The organism is Enterococcus mundtii (assembly GCF_002813755.1).
Taxonomy (GTDB): Bacteria; Bacillota; Bacilli; order Lactobacillales; family Enterococcaceae; genus Enterococcus_B; species Enterococcus_B mundtii.
Map to the genome: position 1 here is coordinate 2494646 of NZ_CP018061.1, position 18299 is coordinate 2512944.

The 18299-nt window shown below is 38.5% G+C and carries 19 protein-coding genes; 4 read left to right on the top strand and 15 right to left on the bottom strand.

The features are described from left to right. Nucleotides 1-54: 54 nt before the first annotated feature. From manA to EM4838_RS11725, 6 genes are all read right to left on the bottom strand, one after another. On the bottom strand, nt 55-1008 hold the full coding sequence (manA, locus tag EM4838_RS11700; RefSeq protein ID WP_071867854.1) for a mannose-6-phosphate isomerase, class I: 954 nt from the start codon (nt 1006-1008) through the stop codon (nt 55-57). Nucleotides 1009-1053: 45 nt separating this feature from the next. Beyond that, nucleotides 1054-2073 carry a serine hydrolase domain-containing protein gene (locus EM4838_RS11705; protein ID WP_071867853.1) on the bottom strand — a complete coding sequence of 340 codons (1020 nt, stop codon included), beginning with the start codon at nt 2071-2073 and terminating at the stop codon, nt 1054-1056. A gap of 194 nt (nt 2074-2267) precedes the next feature. Continuing rightward, a complete protein-coding gene (locus EM4838_RS11710; protein ID WP_071867852.1) occupies nt 2268-3122 on the bottom strand; it encodes a VOC family protein in 855 nt (284 codons plus the stop codon). 244 nt (nt 3123-3366) lie between these two features. Beyond that, complete coding sequence (locus EM4838_RS11715; protein ID WP_071867851.1) at nt 3367-5244, bottom strand: ABC transporter ATP-binding protein; 1878 nt, start codon at nt 5242-5244, stop codon at nt 3367-3369. Next, nucleotides 5241-6968 (bottom strand): ABC transporter ATP-binding protein, encoded by a 1728-nt coding sequence (locus EM4838_RS11720; protein ID WP_071867850.1) that lies wholly within the window; start codon nt 6966-6968, stop codon nt 5241-5243. The genes EM4838_RS11715 and EM4838_RS11720 overlap by 4 nt, the downstream gene beginning before the upstream one ends. Nucleotides 6969-6983: 15 nt before the next feature. Further along, the gene (locus EM4838_RS11725) at nt 6984-7628 is read right to left on the bottom strand and encodes a TetR/AcrR family transcriptional regulator (RefSeq protein WP_071867849.1); all 645 of its coding nucleotides are present in this window, start codon (nt 7626-7628) and stop codon (nt 6984-6986) included. A gap of 194 nt (nt 7629-7822) precedes the next feature. Between EM4838_RS11725 and EM4838_RS11730 the strand changes: the two genes are divergently transcribed. Next, nucleotides 7823-8131, top strand: a complete 309-nt coding sequence (locus EM4838_RS11730; protein WP_071867848.1) for a rhodanese-like domain-containing protein — start codon at nt 7823-7825, stop codon at nt 8129-8131. Between the two features lie 117 nt (nt 8132-8248). Beyond that, nucleotides 8249-8869: an NAD(P)H-dependent oxidoreductase gene (locus EM4838_RS11735; protein ID WP_034686954.1), complete on the top strand. Its 621-nt coding sequence runs from the start codon at nt 8249-8251 to the stop codon at nt 8867-8869. 132 nt (nt 8870-9001) lie between these two features. Here EM4838_RS11735 and EM4838_RS11740 read toward each other — a convergent pair whose 3' ends face one another. From EM4838_RS11740 to EM4838_RS11745, 4 genes are all read right to left on the bottom strand, one after another. Beyond that, nucleotides 9002-9298 carry a bacteriocin immunity protein gene (locus tag EM4838_RS11740; RefSeq protein WP_071867847.1) on the bottom strand — a complete coding sequence of 99 codons (297 nt, stop codon included), beginning with the start codon at nt 9296-9298 and terminating at the stop codon, nt 9002-9004. 106 nt (nt 9299-9404) lie between these two features. Then, the gene (locus EM4838_RS16725) at nt 9405-9575 is read right to left on the bottom strand and encodes a hypothetical protein (protein ID WP_161325703.1); all 171 of its coding nucleotides are present in this window, start codon (nt 9573-9575) and stop codon (nt 9405-9407) included. Nucleotides 9576-9673: 98 nt separating this feature from the next. Continuing rightward, nucleotides 9674-9835: a hypothetical protein gene (locus tag EM4838_RS16625; RefSeq protein WP_019724465.1), complete on the bottom strand. Its 162-nt coding sequence runs from the start codon at nt 9833-9835 to the stop codon at nt 9674-9676. A gap of 11 nt (nt 9836-9846) precedes the next feature. Continuing rightward, complete coding sequence (locus tag EM4838_RS11745) at nt 9847-10866, bottom strand: lactonase family protein (RefSeq protein WP_071867846.1); 1020 nt, start codon at nt 10864-10866, stop codon at nt 9847-9849. A 136-nt stretch (nt 10867-11002) separates the two neighbouring features. Between EM4838_RS11745 and EM4838_RS11750 the strand changes: the two genes are divergently transcribed. Next, nucleotides 11003-11365 (top strand): PTS glucitol/sorbitol transporter subunit IIA, encoded by a 363-nt coding sequence (locus tag EM4838_RS11750; RefSeq protein WP_071867845.1) that lies wholly within the window; start codon nt 11003-11005, stop codon nt 11363-11365. Beyond that, nucleotides 11365-12522 carry an AI-2E family transporter gene (locus tag EM4838_RS11755; RefSeq protein WP_071867844.1) on the top strand — a complete coding sequence of 386 codons (1158 nt, stop codon included), beginning with the start codon at nt 11365-11367 and terminating at the stop codon, nt 12520-12522. The genes EM4838_RS11750 and EM4838_RS11755 overlap by 1 nt, the downstream gene beginning before the upstream one ends. A gap of 59 nt (nt 12523-12581) precedes the next feature. Here EM4838_RS11755 and EM4838_RS11760 read toward each other — a convergent pair whose 3' ends face one another. The 5 genes from EM4838_RS11760 to EM4838_RS11780 all read right to left on the bottom strand — a co-directional run bounded on the left by EM4838_RS11760 (nt 12582) and on the right by EM4838_RS11780 (nt 18297). Further along, complete coding sequence (locus EM4838_RS11760; RefSeq protein WP_019723602.1) at nt 12582-13013, bottom strand: hypothetical protein; 432 nt, start codon at nt 13011-13013, stop codon at nt 12582-12584. A gap of 95 nt (nt 13014-13108) precedes the next feature. Next, the gene (locus EM4838_RS11765; RefSeq protein WP_071867843.1) at nt 13109-14965 is read right to left on the bottom strand and encodes an LTA synthase family protein; all 1857 of its coding nucleotides are present in this window, start codon (nt 14963-14965) and stop codon (nt 13109-13111) included. Nucleotides 14966-15230: 265 nt separating this feature from the next. Continuing rightward, the gene (locus tag EM4838_RS11770) at nt 15231-16196 is read right to left on the bottom strand and encodes a glycoside hydrolase family 43 protein (protein ID WP_071867842.1); all 966 of its coding nucleotides are present in this window, start codon (nt 16194-16196) and stop codon (nt 15231-15233) included. After that, nucleotides 16193-17725, bottom strand: coding sequence for an alpha-N-arabinofuranosidase (locus EM4838_RS11775; protein WP_071867841.1), 1533 nt, complete (start codon nt 17723-17725; stop codon nt 16193-16195). The genes EM4838_RS11770 and EM4838_RS11775 overlap by 4 nt, the downstream gene beginning before the upstream one ends. Further along, nucleotides 17722-18297 carry a DUF624 domain-containing protein gene (locus EM4838_RS11780; RefSeq protein WP_071867840.1) on the bottom strand — a complete coding sequence of 192 codons (576 nt, stop codon included), beginning with the start codon at nt 18295-18297 and terminating at the stop codon, nt 17722-17724. Before EM4838_RS11780 ends, EM4838_RS11775 begins: the two co-directional genes overlap by 4 nt. Between the last annotated feature and the right edge of the window lie 2 nt (nt 18298-18299).

Consider the following 18299-nt stretch of genomic DNA (forward strand, 5'->3'; position numbering starts at 1 on the left):
CGGTTGGTACGCTTTATTGTTGTCGCTGAACCTAGCAACGACAGTTTTATCTTATTATTTTTTTCCTGGCTCAGAAGCGATGATCGAAAGTTCTCCTTGAACTTTCCACTCCGTGATATCGCTTGGTAAGATCGCACTTGTTCCTTTTTCTAATGGGTATGTTTGGTTGTCTATCACCAATTCTCCCGCACCATCAATAACTGTCATCAATGTATACGGTGCTTGTTTTTTAAAGGATGTGATTCCTTTGATGTCCCATTCGTAGACGTTGAAAAATTCTGTTTCTACGTAAGTGACGATCGAAGAGTTCCCTTGACGGATCTCTTTGATCTGTAATTCAGGAGCTTTTGCTGGTACTGTTGTTACGTCGACTGATTGTTGGATGTGTAATTCCCGAGTGTTTCCTTGGTCGTCTTTGCGATCATAATCATAAACACGATAAGTTGTGTCTGAACTTTGTTGTGTTTCTAAAATCATGATCCCTTTACCGATTGCATGGATCGTTCCACTTGGTACGTAGAAAAAATCACCTTTTTTGACAGGAACTTTTTTCAATAAATCATCCCAGCGACTATCTTGGATCATTTCGGCTAACTCTTCACGTGTTTTTGCATGATGACCATAGATGATCTCTGCACCTGGTTCGGCATCAATGATGTACCAGCACTCTGTTTTTCCTAGCTCTCCTTCATGTGCCATACCATAAGCATCATCCGGATGAACTTGGACAGATAGATCATCTTCTGCATCTAAGATTTTGATCAATAGCGGAAAAACTGGTTCTGATGGATGACCAAATAATTCTTTATGTTCTTTCCATAGATCATCTAGTTTCCAACCTTTGAATGGACCATTTTCAACGACACTCACGCCATGAGGATGCGCACTGATCGCCCAATCTTCGCCAATTTTATCATTAGGGATATCAAAGCCAAACACACTACGTAAGCGACTGCCTCCCCAGATTTTTTCTTGAAAAACAGGTTTTAAAAATAATGGTTCTTGCATACGTCAAACTCCTCTCGATTTTCAATTGCTATTATAGCATTATTTTCAGTGTAACGCTTTCTCTTGTAAATAAATTTCAATGATTTCATCCCGACATTTTAGATATTCTTCACGATGATCGTTTGGATGTAGGCGATTGGATAGAAAGATGAAGGCTTCTTGATCGATTGGGTCGATCAATAGAAATGTCCCTGTATAGCCTGTATGGAATAGTAATGGATGCCCATCCTTTTTATCTTGTTTTAAATCCCATCCGAGTGAGCGACCACCTTTACCAGTTGGCGTATGATCAGCCAATAAGGAACGGATAGTTGTCTCTTCCAAAAAATGACCAGAATCTAACTTTCCGTATTGCAGATACATCCGGACAAACTTCTCACAATCCGCAAGATCAATAAATAGACCAGCATTACCTGCATGTTCTGCTAACACTCGTGCTTTTGGATCATGTGTCAAGCCATGGATCACCTCACCAGAAGGAAGTTGTTCAGTCGGAACGATCCGTTCTGAAGGACGTGGTAAGAATAAGCTATTCATCATTCCTAACGGTGCTAGTACTTGCTCTTCAAAAAGCTCGACCGCCTCTTCCTGGAAAATCTCCTCTAACATCAATCCTAAAAGAATCGTGCCTGCATCCGTATAGCGAACTTCGATTCCTAATTGATCGCCTGGTTGAAGTTTCAAATAAGCTTCAATCAATTCTGTTTGTGATAGATGATCTCGATCAGGAATAAATGTCTGGATGTCTGAGGTATGTGTCAATAAGTGGCGAATCGTGATCGTTTGATTCTCAAAAGTCGGCAAGTACGTATGCAAAGGTTCATCTAATTCAACTTTCCCGTCTTCGATCAATCGCAAGACAAGGCTTGTCGTTGCAATCACTTTTGTCAGGGAGGCTGCATCAAAGAGCAAATCTTCGGTCATTGGTCTGATTGTAGGAATGATCTGCGCATCACCTGCGATCACTTTTTCAATCTGATCCTCTTTCATAAAAGCAGCGACGACCCCTGGATAATATCCCTCATTCATTTTTTTTAGTATATATTCTTTCGTTTTAGCGTACATAGTTTCTCCTTATTTATCTCTGGATATGCTTGTTTGCTCCCCAAGCATAATTCTTTCTTCCATAAGAATCAATTGTTTTTCTCATTTATCCCAGTATTTAGTGGCTGACATAAAAAAGCAGGAAACTTTCAGCATCAGCTGAACTTTTCCTGCTTTTTCCAACGGTCGAGCAATCGACTGATCCTAGCCACTGTTCATTGGATAACATTAGTTGCTTTTGTTTCGTCCACGAACCACCATTCGATGCCAATTGCATCATACAAAGTCAAAACTTTTTGTTTTTTGTCAATGTAAAAATCGATCGTTTCTGTGTTCAAATGTGCAATCAGACGTTGCATACTTTCTGGATCAACAACAAATTTCAAAAAGTCTAATCCTAAGATTTCATCAGTCGGTAAGGCAATCACTGGACTCTCAGCTTGAGTCAGTCCTACATGAAAATCACCTTTATTCAAGATAAATTCTTTCTCTTCCTCTTTATGCACAGTCAGACCTAAAAGCTCTGATAAAAATTCTCGTTCCTTTTCCATATCTAGTACATTTAGGTGGACTTTTTGGAAATAAGTACCAGCAGACAATTTCTTAAAGCGTTCATTTGATTGTCTTAATAGCGCTTCTTGGTCTAATTGTTCCACCGCTTGTTGTTGTGAAGTGTGAGTCTCTTCATGATAGATCTCTAACATATTGCCTTCAGGATCTTTCATTAAAATACCGATTCTGCCATCACTTTCCAGTGCTTCTTCGATCGTTTGATTCGTTTGGCGAATGCGATACAGCACATCTGCCATTTCTTCTAATGTCGGAATGATCAAAGAAAAGCGATTGAGCTTTTTGATTTCCCCAAAGTGATCATTTGCTCGTGGACTTTCCTCTAATAATAACATCTCGCTGTCATTTTCTACTGTACCGAAAATCGCTAATTCATTTTCTTCTCTCTTTAAATCGAAACCGATCGTGTCTCTATAAAACTCGATCATTTTATCACGGTCTTTTACACGTATCGCAATACTTTTCAAATAAGTAGTAGACCCCAAATCAAAAACTTTCATAATTTCTTGCTCCCCTCTACGTTAAGCTTTATTTTAACGATGCTTCTCTTTTCTTTCAAGCAATATCTTATTTTTTGTTGAATTAATTCTTAGATTGTCTTATTTTTTAGCTAATTATCAGAATGGGAAGGGAAAATCATTCTATATGTAAGAAAAGCGGCGAATCTTTGATAAAACTTTTTTATTTTTTTAAACGCCGCTTTCCCATAATCCTATAAAGATTATTATAACTTATTTTATCTTATTATGAAGCTTCTTCTGTAAACTGACTATTATACAGATCAGCATAGAACCCATCTTTTTCCATGAGTGTATCATGGTTTCCTGTTTCAACGATCGATCCTTGGTTCATCACGATAATATTATCCGCATCACGAATCGTTGATAAGCGATGCGCAACTACAAAACTTGTACGATTTTTCAATAAACGGTTCATCGCTTTTTGAATCAAAATCTCCGTACGAGTATCGACACTTGAGGTTGCTTCATCCAAGATCAAGACATCTGGATTTGCTAAGAATGCTCGGGCAATTGTAATCAATTGACGTTGACCTTGTGAGATATTGCTTGCATCTTCATTTAAGATCGTATCATAACCGTCAGGTAATTTGCGGACAAATTCATCGACATGGGCAGCTTTCGCAGCTTCGATCACTTGTTCATCCGTTGCATCATCATTTCCATACTTGATATTGTCATAGATCGTTCCAGTAAATAACCATGTATCTTGGAGTACCATTGAAAATTGCGCACGTAATACATCACGAGAAACATCTCTCGTATCGACACCGTCATACCGAATGCTTCCGCCTGAAACATCATAAAAACGTTCCAATAGATTGATCAAAGTCGTTTTACCAGCCCCAGTCGGACCGACAATAGCGACCATTTCACCTGGCTTCACATCCAAATTGAAATCTTTCATCAATAAATGATTTGGCGTATAACCAAACTGCACATTTTCAAAACGAACTTTGTACGGTGTATTTTCTTCGACTGGTAAACCAGATTTTTCATTGGTCATCTCTTCTTCGTCTAAGACTTCAAAGACACGTTCAGCCGAAGCGACTGTTGATTGGATCGTATTCATCAAGCTTGCCAATTGTGTGATTGGTTGAGAAAATTGCGTCGTATATTGTAAGAATGCTTGCACATCCCCTAATGCCATATTCCCATTGGCTACTTTGATCCCACCAAGTACAGCCACAAAGACGTACCCTAGATTTTTGACGAAGTTCATCAATGGCATGATGATTGCAGAAATAAACTGCGCTTTCCAACCAGAGGCATATAAATTTTGGTTTTCAATCTCAAAAACTGCTTGGTCTTTTGCTGTATGGTTGAACGTTTGGACGATCGTATGTCCAGCATAGGTTTCTTCGACTTGGTTGTTCAATAATCCTAAACTCTTTTGTTGATCCGCAAAGAAAACTTGTGATTTCGGTGCAACGATCATCACGATGATCAAGCTCAATGGAATCATCAACAACGCCACTAATGTCAGTTGCCAGCTGATGGATAGCATCATGACGATGACCCCGATCAGTGTGACCGCACTTGTGACAAATTGAGTCAAGTTTTGTTGTAACGTGCTGGCGATATTATCCATGTCGTTGATTGCTCGAGACATGATATCCCCATTCGTATGTGTATCATAATAAGAGATCGGCACACGATTCATTTTTGTCTCTAAATCATGTCTTAACTCATATACCGTACGTTGCGACACGCGAGTCATAATGAACTGTTGCAAGAAGTTGAACACGGCAGAAATCAAGTACATAACAATCACTGTCGCAATGATTTGACCAATTTTGTCAAAATCGATTGGGAATTTAGTGACTTGTTGCCCTTCTTGCATTTGTCTTGCGCCAAGCATCACACCGTTAAAAATTTCTGTGGTTGCTTTCCCTAATACTTTTGGTGTCTGGATTTGGAAGACGACAGCTGCAATCGCTAAGACAAATACAGCAATGATCGCTACTAAACGCTTAGACATATAGCCGAATAACCGACGAACAGTGCCCCAAAAGTTTTTTGGTTTTTCTCCTTTAGCACCAATGTTACGTCCTGGTCCCCCACCCATTGGTCCTTGAGGAGATCGATTGTTTCCTTTACTCATGCTAAATCCTCCTCTCTCAATTGTGAGTTGACGATTTCTTTGTATGTTTCATTTGTTGCTAGTAATTCTTTATGCGTTCCTTTTCCAACAAGTTTTCCTTCATCTAATACTAAGATCGTATCTGCATCCATGACGGTACTTACTCGTTGCGCCACTAAAACGGTGATACTTTCTGTCATATTTTCTTTTAGTGCTTGACGGAGTTTCGCATCTGTTTTGAAGTCTAGTGCTGAGAATGAATCATCAAAGACATAGATGTCGGCTTCTTTTACTAAGGCACGCGCAATAGCTAATCGCTGTCTTTGTCCACCAGAGAAATTTCCGCCACCTTGTTCGACATGACTATCTAAACCATCTTCCATTTCAGAAACAAAGTCTTTTGCTTGGGCGATCTCTAATGCTTTCCAAATCATCTCATCTGTTGCGTCTTCTTTCCCATATTGCATATTCTCACGAATCGTTCCAGAAAAAAGGACAGCTTTTTGGGGAACAAATCCCATCAATTCACGCAAGTTATATTGCGTCATATCAGTGATGCTCGTTCCATTGATCGCGATCTCGCCCGATTCAATATCATACAAACGTGGGATCAGATTCACTAAAGTCGTTTTTCCTGAGCCAGTACCACCAATGATAGCTACGATATCGCCGGATGAAGCTTCAAAGTTGATATCTTCCAACGCTAGTTTTTCTGCACCGTGGTAACGGTAATTCACCTGTTTGAATGACAAACTTGCGTCTTTTCCAGCTAAAGCAACCGTTTCTGGTTGTTCTGGGTCAACGATACCTGCGTCTTCTTCAAGTACTTCATTGATCCGATCAGCCGAAGCTTGGGCACGAGGAACCATGATAAAGATCGCTGATAACATCATGAAACTAATCAAAATTTGCATCGCATAAGTCATGAAAGCAATCAGATTTCCGACCTCTAAGGTCATATCCGCTATGTAGTGCCCACCAAACCATGTGATCGCTACGTTCGTCCCACTCATGATCAACGTCATCATTGGCATCATCAATGCAACGATCGTGTTGACTTTGATTGCCGTATTTGTATAATCCTTATTCGCTAAATCAAAACGATTTTCCTCAAAACGTGTTTTGTCAAACGCTCTGATGACACGTACACCGGTTAATCCTTCACGAAAAACAAGGTTTAAGCGGTCCGTTTTCTTTTGCATACTCTTGAATAGCGGAACAGCAAAATACATGATACCACCGATCAAAATGATCATGACAGGAATCACGACTAAGAAAATCCTTGTCAGTTGATGGTCCTTTTGATAAGCAAGGATACTTGCCCCAACAAGAGTGATCGGCGCATTGATCATCATCCGTAAAAACATTTGCATCACCAATTGGATCTGCGTCACATCATTCGTTGTACGAGTGATCAATGAAGCTGTTCCGTACTTGTCGAATTTGTCTTTCGTCAAATTTTCGGCTTTTTGATAGACTTCTGTTCGTAATTGTTTTCCTAACTTTTGAGATTCTCGTGTAGCAAAAAACGTATTGGCAATGGCGGCTAAAATACTGATCAAAGAAAATCCGATCATGACAAATCCCGTCTGCCAAATATAGTCGACATCACCTTTTGCTACGCCTTTGTCAATAATATTAGATGTTAACGTTGGCAAATAAAGATCTGCTAACACTTGAATAATCATAAAAACCGTTGCAGCGATTGCTGAGGTCAATGAAATTCGTTTGACAATTTTTAGCATTCGTTCCCCTTCTTTCTATTTATAAGCGCCATTTTTTATCCATGACAGTTTTAGATTGAATTCTGCAATGGCTTGTTCAACAGAATACTCCTCAGAGGTTGAAAATGATTTATAGGCATGAGCAATCGTTGTAAATAGTGTACTCATGACTAACTGAAACAATAATTCCATTTCATGGTCATCTTTTACTCTAAGATTGGAACGATCAATCAAACCAATCAACTCTTTGGACGCTTTTTTATGATTTTTATGTGGTGATGGACGATGTCCTTGTGGATGCGGCACGACTTTTCGTGAGGCACGGTAATCCATGTGCATAAAAAGATGTTTGTAAAACGCGGCATTTTCACCTTCTAGAATATCTCGAATCATTTTCCCAAAATAAAGTTCAAAACCGATAAATAAGTCTCCGTTCGATTCTTTGATTAGTTGGATCATATTTTTTGTACTATCACTACGAACGGTTTCAAAATAATAAAAATAAAGATCTTCTTTATCTTCAAAATATTGATAAAAACTACCTCTAGAGATCCCCGCAAGTTTCACGATTTGTGCAATCGAAGCTTCATTCAATGGCACTCTTGAAAATTCGACCCTGGCAGCTTCTAAAAGTCTTTGCTGTTTTTCTTCAGGTAGATGAAAAAAAGTCTGTGTCGGCATCGTTGATTCCTCCCCACATAAAAATGACACTCTGTCATATGACACCTTGTCATTATAACACCATCCGATTGTTTTGCAAGTCATTTACATTCTTTTTTCATAATTATTAAAAAAAGAATAAATCGAGTAAAAAGATTTGTTTCTACTATTCTATGCATCTAAAATAGGATCATTATATAAAAAGGAAGAATGCCATGAACAAATCAATCACCGTCCACGAACTCTATTTCGTCTATCAAAAAAGGGATATAGTGATCTTAGATGTCCGTAAAACGAACGAGTATATAAAAAAACATTTAAGTCATTCAATATCCATTCCTATTACCAGTTTATCCGCTCAATTAAATAATCTTGATACAAAAAAACAGTATTATATTGTTGGGGCAGCGAATCATTTAGCACAAGAAGTTACTAGTTACCTAATAGAAAATGGTCTGCAAGCGACTTATGTCGTTGACAACATGAAACTATTTGAAAATCGTGAATTAACTAGTCCTCTTTGATCGTACTGGAAAATAACTTACTTTTTATCAGTAAAAATACTTGATAGCCTTTTCTGTTTCAAGTAAACTGGTATTGTTAGCAGTAAAGTTAACAATTACGACTAAAGGAGAGAGATTATGGCATCAGTATTAGTAATCAAAGGACATCCATTAACTGCACAAGAATCACGTTCAGTTAACGCATTAACTAGTTTTTTAACTAGCTACAAAGAAAATCATCCAAACGACGAGGTAACTGTTTTAGACCTTTATCGTGATGATATCCCAGAAATTGATGAAGAATTGCTTTCTGGATGGGAAGCGCTTCGTGCAGGTGCAGATTTCTCTAGTCTATCTGAAAACCAACAACAAAAAATTGCTCGTTTCAATGAATTGACAGAGCAATTCCTAGCAGCAGATAAAATCGTTATTGCCAATGCTTTATGGAATTTGAACATTCCTACAAAATTAAAAGCTTGGTTTGATACTGTCAATGTTGCTGGTAAAACTTTCAAGTATACTGAAAATGGTCCTGTTGGCTTAGTTACTGGTAAGAAAGCACTACACATCCAATCAAACGGCGGAATCTACAATGGTCAAGATTTTGCTTCTCAATATGTAAAAGCAATCTTGAATTTTGTCGGTATTGAACAAGTCGACCAATTATTTATCGAAGGGATCGACTATACACCTGATCGTGCAGAAGAATTGATGCAAGCTGCTTTAGATAAAGCAACTGCATTTGGTAAAGACTTCTAGTCACTATTAGATAAACATTTCTCTAAAAATATTGAGAAAAGAAAAAAGGATTTCACTAAACATTCATTGCGAATGTTCGTGAAATCCTTTTTTATTTGTTGTAAAGTGGCTGTTCGGCGACGCTTAAAGTAATTAATAACCATATCTAATACTAGAAATAGCCATCAGTTCATGTAGCTTTTCGGATTGATACTCGTTGAGAGATACACCAGCTTTTTTCAATGCATCGGATATATCTAAATTCATACGGCTTAGAATGAACGGCACTGATGCTCCATCATTTTGTAATTTTTCTAGATAAGCTTGTAAAACCTCTCTAAGAGATTCATTTCCAAGGTCTAACGCTAAATCAGCTATCAATTCATTAATGATTGTTTCTGCTCTATTACGTCGATCGTTTCCACCAGAAAACCATCTTAGATGACTCATTTACTGTTGCTCCTTCTCTTAATTTCAAGGAATATTACTATAGTCTTACGCAAAATAAACTTTGGTTGAAATCAGATGTTAATAAAAGAAAGAGTTCAAAAAACATCTATTTGTTTTTTGAACTCTTTCTTGAACCAACTAAATAAGCAATGGAGAATCCTATGAACATACCTAAAGTAATCCACCATTTGAATGGACGATTTAATAGATAGGATAAGCCCCAGTTTAAAAGTAGCGACAAAAGAAACGCACTAAAAATCATTTTCAACTCTTTCATACGTCCCCCATTTTTATCCCACTAAACAGCTTTGGCATGCTAGCGTGTTGGTTCAAGATAAGATAGAAATCATTTTACTCTAGGCTATATTTCCTTCTTTAATTTTCAACATTACGAACATAGTCATCAAAATACTGGATCAAATCATTTTTGATCTTTTGGTATTCTTCTTCACTATACTCTTTGTCTTCGATTTTTCCTTGAAAAAACGGAATCTCTAATTCTTCACGTAAACGGTCTAACACTTCTTCTTTATTCATGTCACTACTCCTTAATCAAAGTAAACACAGACACACTCAGGTGCATAGATGTCTTTTTGGATCAATGTCAATTCTCCAGTTGTAGCATCACGTTTATACAAGGTAAGATTATCCGTATTCTGGTTGGCAGATACCACGTAATCATTTTCTGGATCTAAGGCGAAATCTCTTGGGAAATCTCCTTCAGTTGAAATTGTTTGTACGTGTTCTACATGTGAACCTTCTTCATTCACAGCAAATACAGCAATCGAATTATGTCCCCGATTTGATGCGTAGACAAAACGTCCATCGTTTGAAATACGGATGGCGGCACCACCATTTTCTTCGGTGAATCCTTCAGGCAATGTACTGATTTTTTGTACTTCTTTGAATTCGCCTGTTGTTTTATCATAGGAAAGAACACGAACTGTACTGTCTAACTCACCAAACAAATAGGCGAATTGATTATTAGGATGAAAAACTAAATGACGTGGGCCGGTTCCTGGCTCTACTTCTAATACAGCTTTTAAAGCTAACTTACCATTTTCATCTACATCATATGTGTACACACGATCAGTTCCTAAATCACAGACCGCTAATCGTTGGTCAGGTGTTAAGTCTGTGTAATGGACATGGGCATGATCTTGGTTTTTGTGTGGACCAGTCGGTTCTTGGTGAAAGACTGCGTCTGTCGCCTCTAAACTACCGTCTTCAGTGATACGGTAAACATTGACTTCCCCTTTATGATAATTTGCTCCATAAACCAGTTGGCGTTGCTCATCGACTGTCACGTAACACAAAGGTGCGCCTGCTTCTGTTACCGCATTCAAAAAATTGTAAGAATCATCATATGCAGCTACCCCACCTAAGCCATCAACACTGGTTACTGAATACAGATTGCCTGCCTGACTTTTTGCCACATACGTTGGGCTATTTTCTTTAGCAACTAATGTTAGATTCTCTAAAGTTCCTTTATCTGTATCTAATTCGATTTGATAAATCCCTTCACTTTTTCGTCTTGTATATGTTCCTAGAATGATTTTTTTTATCATTTTGATCCTCCTCAAATTAAGAATTCTAATTTATTCTATCATACATCCATTCATGACGTTAATCAAAGAGAATATGTTATACTGTTTTTGTAACCATAGAATCATTGATTTTTTAGGAGTAAAGGAGAGAAATGAGATGACTCAAGCAACGATATCAGAAATTGGCACCTCAGCAATCAATTCAGAGGAACCTATGCTGATTTTATTCGATCAGTCGGCAACATCCGCGTTGCGTGACTATACGATCATTCAAGAATTTAGTACAAAAGAGAATTTTTCACTTAATCAAGGTGATCAAATTTCTTTTGATCAGCAAGAATATACTATCGAACATGTTGGTCCTTTGGCCAATGAAAACTTAACAACGGTTGGTCATGTGACTCTAGTTTTTGAAGAACCACCAGCAGGTGACAGAATCGTCAATGGAATCTATTTGTCCCCCTATCAACTACCAGAAATCGCTGTTGGCACGACCATCGATTATAAGCAGGTGAACTAATGGAAGAGGATAAAAAGAGAAAAATCAAACCTGTTTCATGGTTTTGGCGTTGGTTTTTGAATAATCAAGTAGTCACGGCTTTATTAGTCGTTCTTTTGGTCTTACTGATCGTTTTCTTGTTTACGAAAGTTTCTTATCTTTTTGAACCAATTTGGCAGTTTCTAGCAATCGTTGGTTTACCGATCATTCTGTCGGGTATTCTATATTACCTGATGAATCCTGTCGTCGATTATTTTGAAAAGAAAAAGATTCCAAGGCTCTACAGCATCATCGGTTTATTTATACTTGTAGTCGCTTTGATCGTCTGGGGAAGTGTAGTGATCATTCCGAAAATCCAGGAACAAACCGTCAGCTTTGTCAGCAATTTTCCACAATACGTCGAGACCATCGATGACAAATTAACCGAGATTTTTCGTGATCCACTATTCAGCCAATTCAGAGAGCAACTGGAAAATACAGGCGACCAATTCATGAATTCTGCTGGTGATATTTTACAAAATCTATCGAAAAGCACGGTTCAAAGTTTAGGTAGTTTTGTTGGTGCTGTAGCTACGATCGTTGTTGCCGTATTGACGATGCCGTTTATTTTGTTTTATCTGTTGAAAGATGGGAAACAATTAGCGCCTTATTTGGTGAAATTCTTACCTACTCGGATGAGAGTCCCCACTTTGAAAGTCTTAGGTGAGATGAATGATCAGGTTTCTTCATATATTCGAGGACAGTTGACTGTCGCTTTTGCGGTTGCAATCATGTTTATGATCGGATTTGCGATCATTGGGTTAGATTATGCTGTCACTTTAGGTATCATTGCCGGTTTCTTGAACTTGATCCCTTACTTAGGCTCATTTTTAGCGATGATCCCTGCGGTATTTTTAGCCATCGTTGCAGGACCAATCATGTTGGTCAAAGTATTGATCGTTTTCGCCTTAGAGCAAACCATCGAAGGCCGTTTGATCTCGCCACTTGTACTTGGCAATCAGTTGTCGATCCATCCAGTGACGATTTTACTTGTCCTATTAACATCTGGAAAATTATTTGGTGTGGTCGGTGTGATTTTAGGGATACCTGTCTATGCCGCAGCGAAAGTATTGATTTCTCACATTTTTGAATGGTACACTACGATTTCTTCTCTTTATGAAGAAAAGCAACAAGAATAAATGAAAAGCCGAGATGATCGAGAATAGGAAACCTATTCTCAGTCGTCTCGGCTTTTTGATTATTTCATCAATAAGTTAGTCATTTTTTGGATCGCTGCGGAAATATCATCTGTCGCTTGGTCTTGTTTTGCTTCTGACGCATCAAATTGTTCAGCATCGATGCCTTTTTCTGGTTGGATGCTTTGAGTCATTTCTTCACAACCAGCTACATAATTTTTGTAGGCTTTTTCAAAGTTCTTATGGATACCCATTACTTTGGCTGGTGGACGCAACGTACTGATTTTCTTTAGCATATTACGATATTTTTCAGTACCTTGATCAAATAACTCAACCGTCTCAACAAGCTCGGCTTGCGTTAGTTCAGCTGTTTTCTTTTGATCGATTGCTTCTCTGATTTTTTCATATTTTGGGTGCATCGTTTCGCCGATTGCTTCTGTTTCTTTCACGATTTTATCGACTGTCTGCACGTAATAACCGAGATTCGGTAACATAGGTTTTCCTACTTTCTTCTTTTTCTTTCTCTATTTTACCTGTTTATTCTAGTAGAAAACAAGTCATTACATCAATAAAATGTTATTTTTATCGTTTATTTTTCATAAAATCCTGCATCTAAACTATATTGTTCTCCTGAAACTAGATCATATTGGATCAAGCGATACGCCTCGTATACTTCCTCTTGCGCCTGATTCAACTGTGCTTCTTTTCCCCATTGGCCATTTTGAAAATACAGTTCTCGTTCAAACGCGGGAATAGCCGACTCCATTTCAAGCAGTAATTGATAAAAACCAGTGGTCTTTTGATTCGTTTGTTCTAAAAGATTCGCTGCAAAATAAAAAGGGCTAGTGACAGCATCATTGGTTTCACGTTTCTCTAACTCACCTGCTGTATCGAACATGAGAAACTCTGTCTGATGTAAGGCTTGTTTCTCATTTTTATTTTTGATCTCGTCCGAATAGATCCCTGGTAAATGATCTCCCCAAAAAACGACTAGCGTTCTTCTTGGAGTATCTTTCAGCGCCTCAGTGAATGCTTTCAATGCTTGACTACTATAAGCAATATCTTGCAAATAATTGTTGAGTGTGTCTGTTCCAGTATCATCTTCTGTTGTAGCCGAAAAATCTAATTGCGAATACTTGCCTGCATAAGGCATATGGGTCTGCATCGTGACCAGATGGACAAACTGAGGCGTTTCCTCATCTTTTAATAAGTCTAAAATTTCTTTATAGGCAGACTCATCTGAAATATATGGATTATTATCAATAGTATCGGTGTAAGTCATATTTCCCTCGCTGATAAACGTATCAAACCCTAGCGTCTGATAGACATCTTCACGTTTATACATCGATGTATTATAAGGATGGATCGCCGTTGTTCGATAGTTTTGTGCATTAAGCGTGGAAACAAGCGATGGTAATTGATCCAGCTTGGGAACGAGCATCGTATATGGTGTGGTCATTTGACCATTGAATAATGCCATGGATAGACCCGTTAAGGCTTCAAACTCAATATTTGCTGTTCCACCACCATAATTTTGCGAAAGCATTCGCCCACTATAGGTTTGATTTGCCACTTCACGATAATCCGCTAAGGGATCACCGGTCACCGTGACACCATTTAGATGACTTGGATCAGAAAAGCTTTCACTCATCACATAAATGATATTTGGCTGCTCATCGCTTGCCGTTTGATTTTTTTCGTCTGCGATTGCTTGATATTTTTCAGTGATTTCATTGATTTTTTCTTTTGAATAACCTTCTGGTCGTTCCATCGGTTCAACTTTTAGATTGTACAAAAAGCCACCAATGAATCCTGTATTATAATAATTCATTTTTTGACTATAAGGAATCCACAAAGCCGTTTGATTATAAGCTTTACGCAACAAATTATTGGGATTATTGAAGTTACTGAAATAGCCCATCATTGCAACGGTCATGACTAAAGTCAAGATACGATAGATTTGGAATGTTCGATCTTTTTTGAAACTACGGACAATTGCCCAGACCACTCCACCAAAGGCAAGTGCCGCTATTAGCATCAACCCAATAAAAATCGGTGTTCCGGTCATGTCTTTGAGTAAATTGAACTCTGTGATCATCTTTAAGTCATCTGGATAGATGGGTTCTTGACGATAGCTCATTTTCAAGTAATTTGCAAAACCTAATATACCGATACTTACGAGATAAAAAAGCAGACCAAATAAGTAAGAACCCGCGAAAGCGACCATAAATAAGAAGACAGTAAGTAATACGAAACAAGCAAGTAAAAATTTTTCTGTGTGCCATGAAAAAGCAAATTTCAAGGCTAAATCAACTGAAAGATTATTCTGGCACCATTGTAAATACAAATTGCTTATAAGTATCACTAAGACTGTTACTACCCCCAGAGTAGTGATTCGTAAAATTTTTTGTTGTTTGGTTGAAAGCTTATCTAAATGTTTGTTCAAGAGAGCGCTCCTTCACTTTTTCTAAACTACTTTAACGCCTATTTTATTCTAGTCGCTTCACAAATGAAAGTAAAGTTCAAAAAACAAGTAGTCTGAACGACCAATTTTATAAAAAAATAAATAGAAAACAAAAGGAATGAAACTGTGTCTTAGTCTCTCCAACTCGCAAAGAATAAGCGGTAATAGCCACAATTTTGAACAACAAATTGTGGCTATTACCGCTTATTTCTTGAAGGGCTTTATGTCACTTTGATTGAAATGATGCTCAAATATCAGCCGAATACGCAACTGGTTCACCAAAAACTGGGAACCCCTCTGTGTCCCACGAAAATACTTGTGCGTTGGCATGACGATTGGGATTGTTCAGAGGATCGATTCCTTCATTTTTTTCTGGTCGTGCATGGTAAACTAATACATCTTCTTTGCCATCTTCTGAGCGAGTAAAGGAGTTATGTCCCGGTCCAAACTGCTTATTTTTCTCCGAAGAGACAAAGACAGGTTCAGGATTTTTATGCCAAGAATAACCGTCAAGTAGATCCGCTGACTCTTCTGCCCACAGCAAACCCATCGCATAATTTTCATCAGTGGCACTCCCTGAGTAAGTGATGAATATTTTCCCATTACGAACCAGTACGGCTGGTCCTTCATTGACTGCAAATCCTTGCTTTTCCCAAGGAAATTCTGGGATGGCTAATAATAGTTGTTTCCCGGTCAGTGTCCAAGGATTTGCCATTTCTGATAAATAGAGATTGGAGTTCCCCGGAATGCGTGGGTCTAATTGCGCCCAAACATAATACAACTTTCCTTGATGTGTAAAAGTCGTGCCGTCTAAACTAAACGTATCTGTAGCCGTGTTGATTTGCCCTTTTTCTTCCCACTCAGTATTCATTGGATCAATTGACGTGTTTTCAAGAACGAACATCCGATGGTGATGATCACGATCACGAATCTCTGCATGATCACTGGCTGCAAAATAGATATACCACTTTCCTTGGATATAATGGATTTCTGGTGCCCAGATCAACTGACTCATGGGTCCAGTTTTAGGTGCATGCCAAACCAGTAACGTTTCTGCATGCTTCAAGCCATCGATCGTTTTCGCACGTCTTAATTCGATGGACTGATAACCAGGTAGAGAACCCGTAAAATAATAGTAGCCGTCCGTATGTTTGTAGATCCAAGGATCGGCTCGTTCAAGGACGATTGGATTAGCATAAGTTGTTTTTTTCATAAAGGTTCCTCACATTTTTTTAGTCTGATGACATTCCAAGAATATGCTTCAAGCACCATATGGATCGTGTTCTTTTCATTTACATCGATTACATGCTCTATCGGTTGGATCGTATTCGGTGCGTCTTTCGTATTTTTATCAAGCAAATGATCACTTTTTACGACTAGTTGGACTGCTTTAGTCTCTAGCTCAAAATCATGCGTTGTCGTAATGGACACTTTCTCTTCTGTGCGATTCACTAGAAACAGTACGATTTCTTGCTCATTTTCGACAACGACGCTATCAATGATCGGCACTTCTTTTCCAGTATCACAGTCATAAGTGGGACAAAACGTTTGTTGATCTAATACAGTGCCTTTCGCATATTTTGCCAGATGTTGCATCACATAATAGGTCGGATTTACCCATGCGATCCCATTTTTCTCTGTTAAGATAAGCGGGATGGTATTGACTAAAAGCGATTGGCAAGCAATTTTGACACGATCTGCATGCCGTAAAATCGCAAGACCCAATGTGCCGAACAGTAATGTATCTTCCATAGTGAACTGGCACCAATCGATTGGTGACCCCTCTTGGAATTTTTGATAGGTTTGTTCTGGTTGGCTATGAACATTCCATTCATCAAAAGCTAAGTACATCGTCTTGTCACTGCGTAGATAGCCTTTCACATAGTCACACGTCGCAATGATTTCTTCGATTTGTCGATCAAACCGTTCCGCTTTAGCTAAGTAAGTTTTGGTATCTGCTCGCTCATTTTTTGGAGGTTTAGTCAAATCTTCTTCGTCATATTTATCGATGTAATTATGCAAAGCGATATAATCTACGTTTTCATATGCTTCTTCTAAGGCGATTCGGTCCCATTCAGGATAAGACGCTAAGCGTGGCGTCGAACTACCGACTAAAATCGTTTCGATCGATTCATCGACTAATTTCATCGCCTTGGCAGATTCATTGGCTAACCTGCCATACTCATAGGCACTTTTTGCGCCAATTTGCCAAGGACCGTCTAACTCATTTCCTAAGCACCAAAGTTTCACGTTAAAAGGTTGCTCTTGTCCGTTTTGTTTGCGTAACTCACTCCAAGAGGTTCCTTCAGGAAAATTACAATACTCTACTAGATTACGCGCATCATCGATTCCTTTTGTGCCTAGATTCACCGTCATGATTGGCTCCGCTTCTACCATGTCTAACCATTTGAAAAATTCATGTAGCCCGAATGTATTTGGTTCGATTCCTTGCCATGCAAGATCGATTTTTTTTGGACGCTCGGTGACTGGACCAATCGTATCTTGCCAGTCATATCCTGAAGTGAAATTCCCTCCAGGATAACGGATCACCCCTAAAGACAGTTCTTTTACATAAGAAAGCACGTCCTGTCGAAAGCCATTCTTATCCGCGGTCGGATGTCCTGGTTCAAATATTCCGTTATACACGACACTTCCCATATGTTCAACAAAAGAACCGAAGAGTCGTGGACTGATAGCTCCTTTAGAAAATCCTTGACGTACCTTTAATTCAACTTTTTTCATTGCCACACTCCTTTCCTATTTATGTTTCCCACTAAATGATTGATCAACCACCAAACCCCACCTGCTAATACAAAAATAATCGGTGGAAACATAAACACAAGCACAAGAAAAACTAATAATATGCCACAACATACAAGATTCTTCAAAAAGTTGGTCAACACCCACAACGTACTTTCTTGAAAAAGTTCCTTTCCGGAAAGAGCGTCATTTTGGGCAAGAGAACTACACCAAGAAAGTAAAAACATCGTAAAAACCAACATTGTTACATACCCACAAATCACTAACCAAATAGCAGATTCTTGCAAAATAAGATTCATCGCAAAATAACTGATGATGGTCACGCCACTCATCACTAATTGAAGGAAAAACTTACGCTTAAAGCCCTGAAAAAAGGAATAGCAAACATGCCCTGATTCGCCATTCTTCCATTTATTCAACGCTGTAAAGACCCCTGTTGTGGCTGGTACTACTGTGACTAAAGGCAAAGAAACGACGACCCATAAAATCCCTAATAAGATATGATCGGAAATTTGGATCAATTGACCATACCATTTTGTTTCGACTAATTTCATCT

Bases quoted from the DNA above. Each gene is read 5' to 3' on its own strand.
- manA (WP_071867854.1), bottom strand. From the start codon at position 1,008: ATGCAAGAACCATTATTTTTAAAACCTGTTTTTCAAGAAAAAATCTGG.
- EM4838_RS11705 (WP_071867853.1), bottom strand. From the start codon at position 2,073: ATGTACGCTAAAACGAAAGAATATATACTAAAAAAAATGAATGAGGGA.
- EM4838_RS11710 (WP_071867852.1), bottom strand. From the start codon at position 3,122: ATGAAAGTTTTTGATTTGGGGTCTACTACTTATTTGAAAAGTATTGCG.
- EM4838_RS11715 (WP_071867851.1), bottom strand. From the start codon at position 5,244: ATGAGTAAAGGAAACAATCGATCTCCTCAAGGACCAATGGGTGGGGGA.
- EM4838_RS11720 (WP_071867850.1), bottom strand. From the start codon at position 6,968: ATGCTAAAAATTGTCAAACGAATTTCATTGACCTCAGCAATCGCTGCA.
- EM4838_RS11725 (WP_071867849.1), bottom strand. From the start codon at position 7,628: ATGCCGACACAGACTTTTTTTCATCTACCTGAAGAAAAACAGCAAAGA.
- EM4838_RS11730 (WP_071867848.1), top strand. From the start codon at position 7,823: ATGAACAAATCAATCACCGTCCACGAACTCTATTTCGTCTATCAAAAA.
- EM4838_RS11735 (WP_034686954.1), top strand. From the start codon at position 8,249: ATGGCATCAGTATTAGTAATCAAAGGACATCCATTAACTGCACAAGAA.
- EM4838_RS11740 (WP_071867847.1), bottom strand. From the start codon at position 9,298: ATGAGTCATCTAAGATGGTTTTCTGGTGGAAACGATCGACGTAATAGA.
- EM4838_RS16725 (WP_161325703.1), bottom strand. From the start codon at position 9,575: ATGAAAGAGTTGAAAATGATTTTTAGTGCGTTTCTTTTGTCGCTACTT.
- EM4838_RS16625 (WP_019724465.1), bottom strand. From the start codon at position 9,835: ATGAATAAAGAAGAAGTGTTAGACCGTTTACGTGAAGAATTAGAGATT.
- EM4838_RS11745 (WP_071867846.1), bottom strand. From the start codon at position 10,866: ATGATAAAAAAAATCATTCTAGGAACATATACAAGACGAAAAAGTGAA.
- EM4838_RS11750 (WP_071867845.1), top strand. From the start codon at position 11,003: ATGACTCAAGCAACGATATCAGAAATTGGCACCTCAGCAATCAATTCA.
- EM4838_RS11755 (WP_071867844.1), top strand. From the start codon at position 11,365: ATGGAAGAGGATAAAAAGAGAAAAATCAAACCTGTTTCATGGTTTTGG.
- EM4838_RS11760 (WP_019723602.1), bottom strand. From the start codon at position 13,013: ATGTTACCGAATCTCGGTTATTACGTGCAGACAGTCGATAAAATCGTG.
- EM4838_RS11770 (WP_071867842.1), bottom strand. From the start codon at position 16,196: ATGAAAAAAACAACTTATGCTAATCCAATCGTCCTTGAACGAGCCGAT.
- EM4838_RS11775 (WP_071867841.1), bottom strand. From the start codon at position 17,725: ATGAAAAAAGTTGAATTAAAGGTACGTCAAGGATTTTCTAAAGGAGCT.
- EM4838_RS11780 (WP_071867840.1), bottom strand. From the start codon at position 18,297: ATGAAATTAGTCGAAACAAAATGGTATGGTCAATTGATCCAAATTTCC.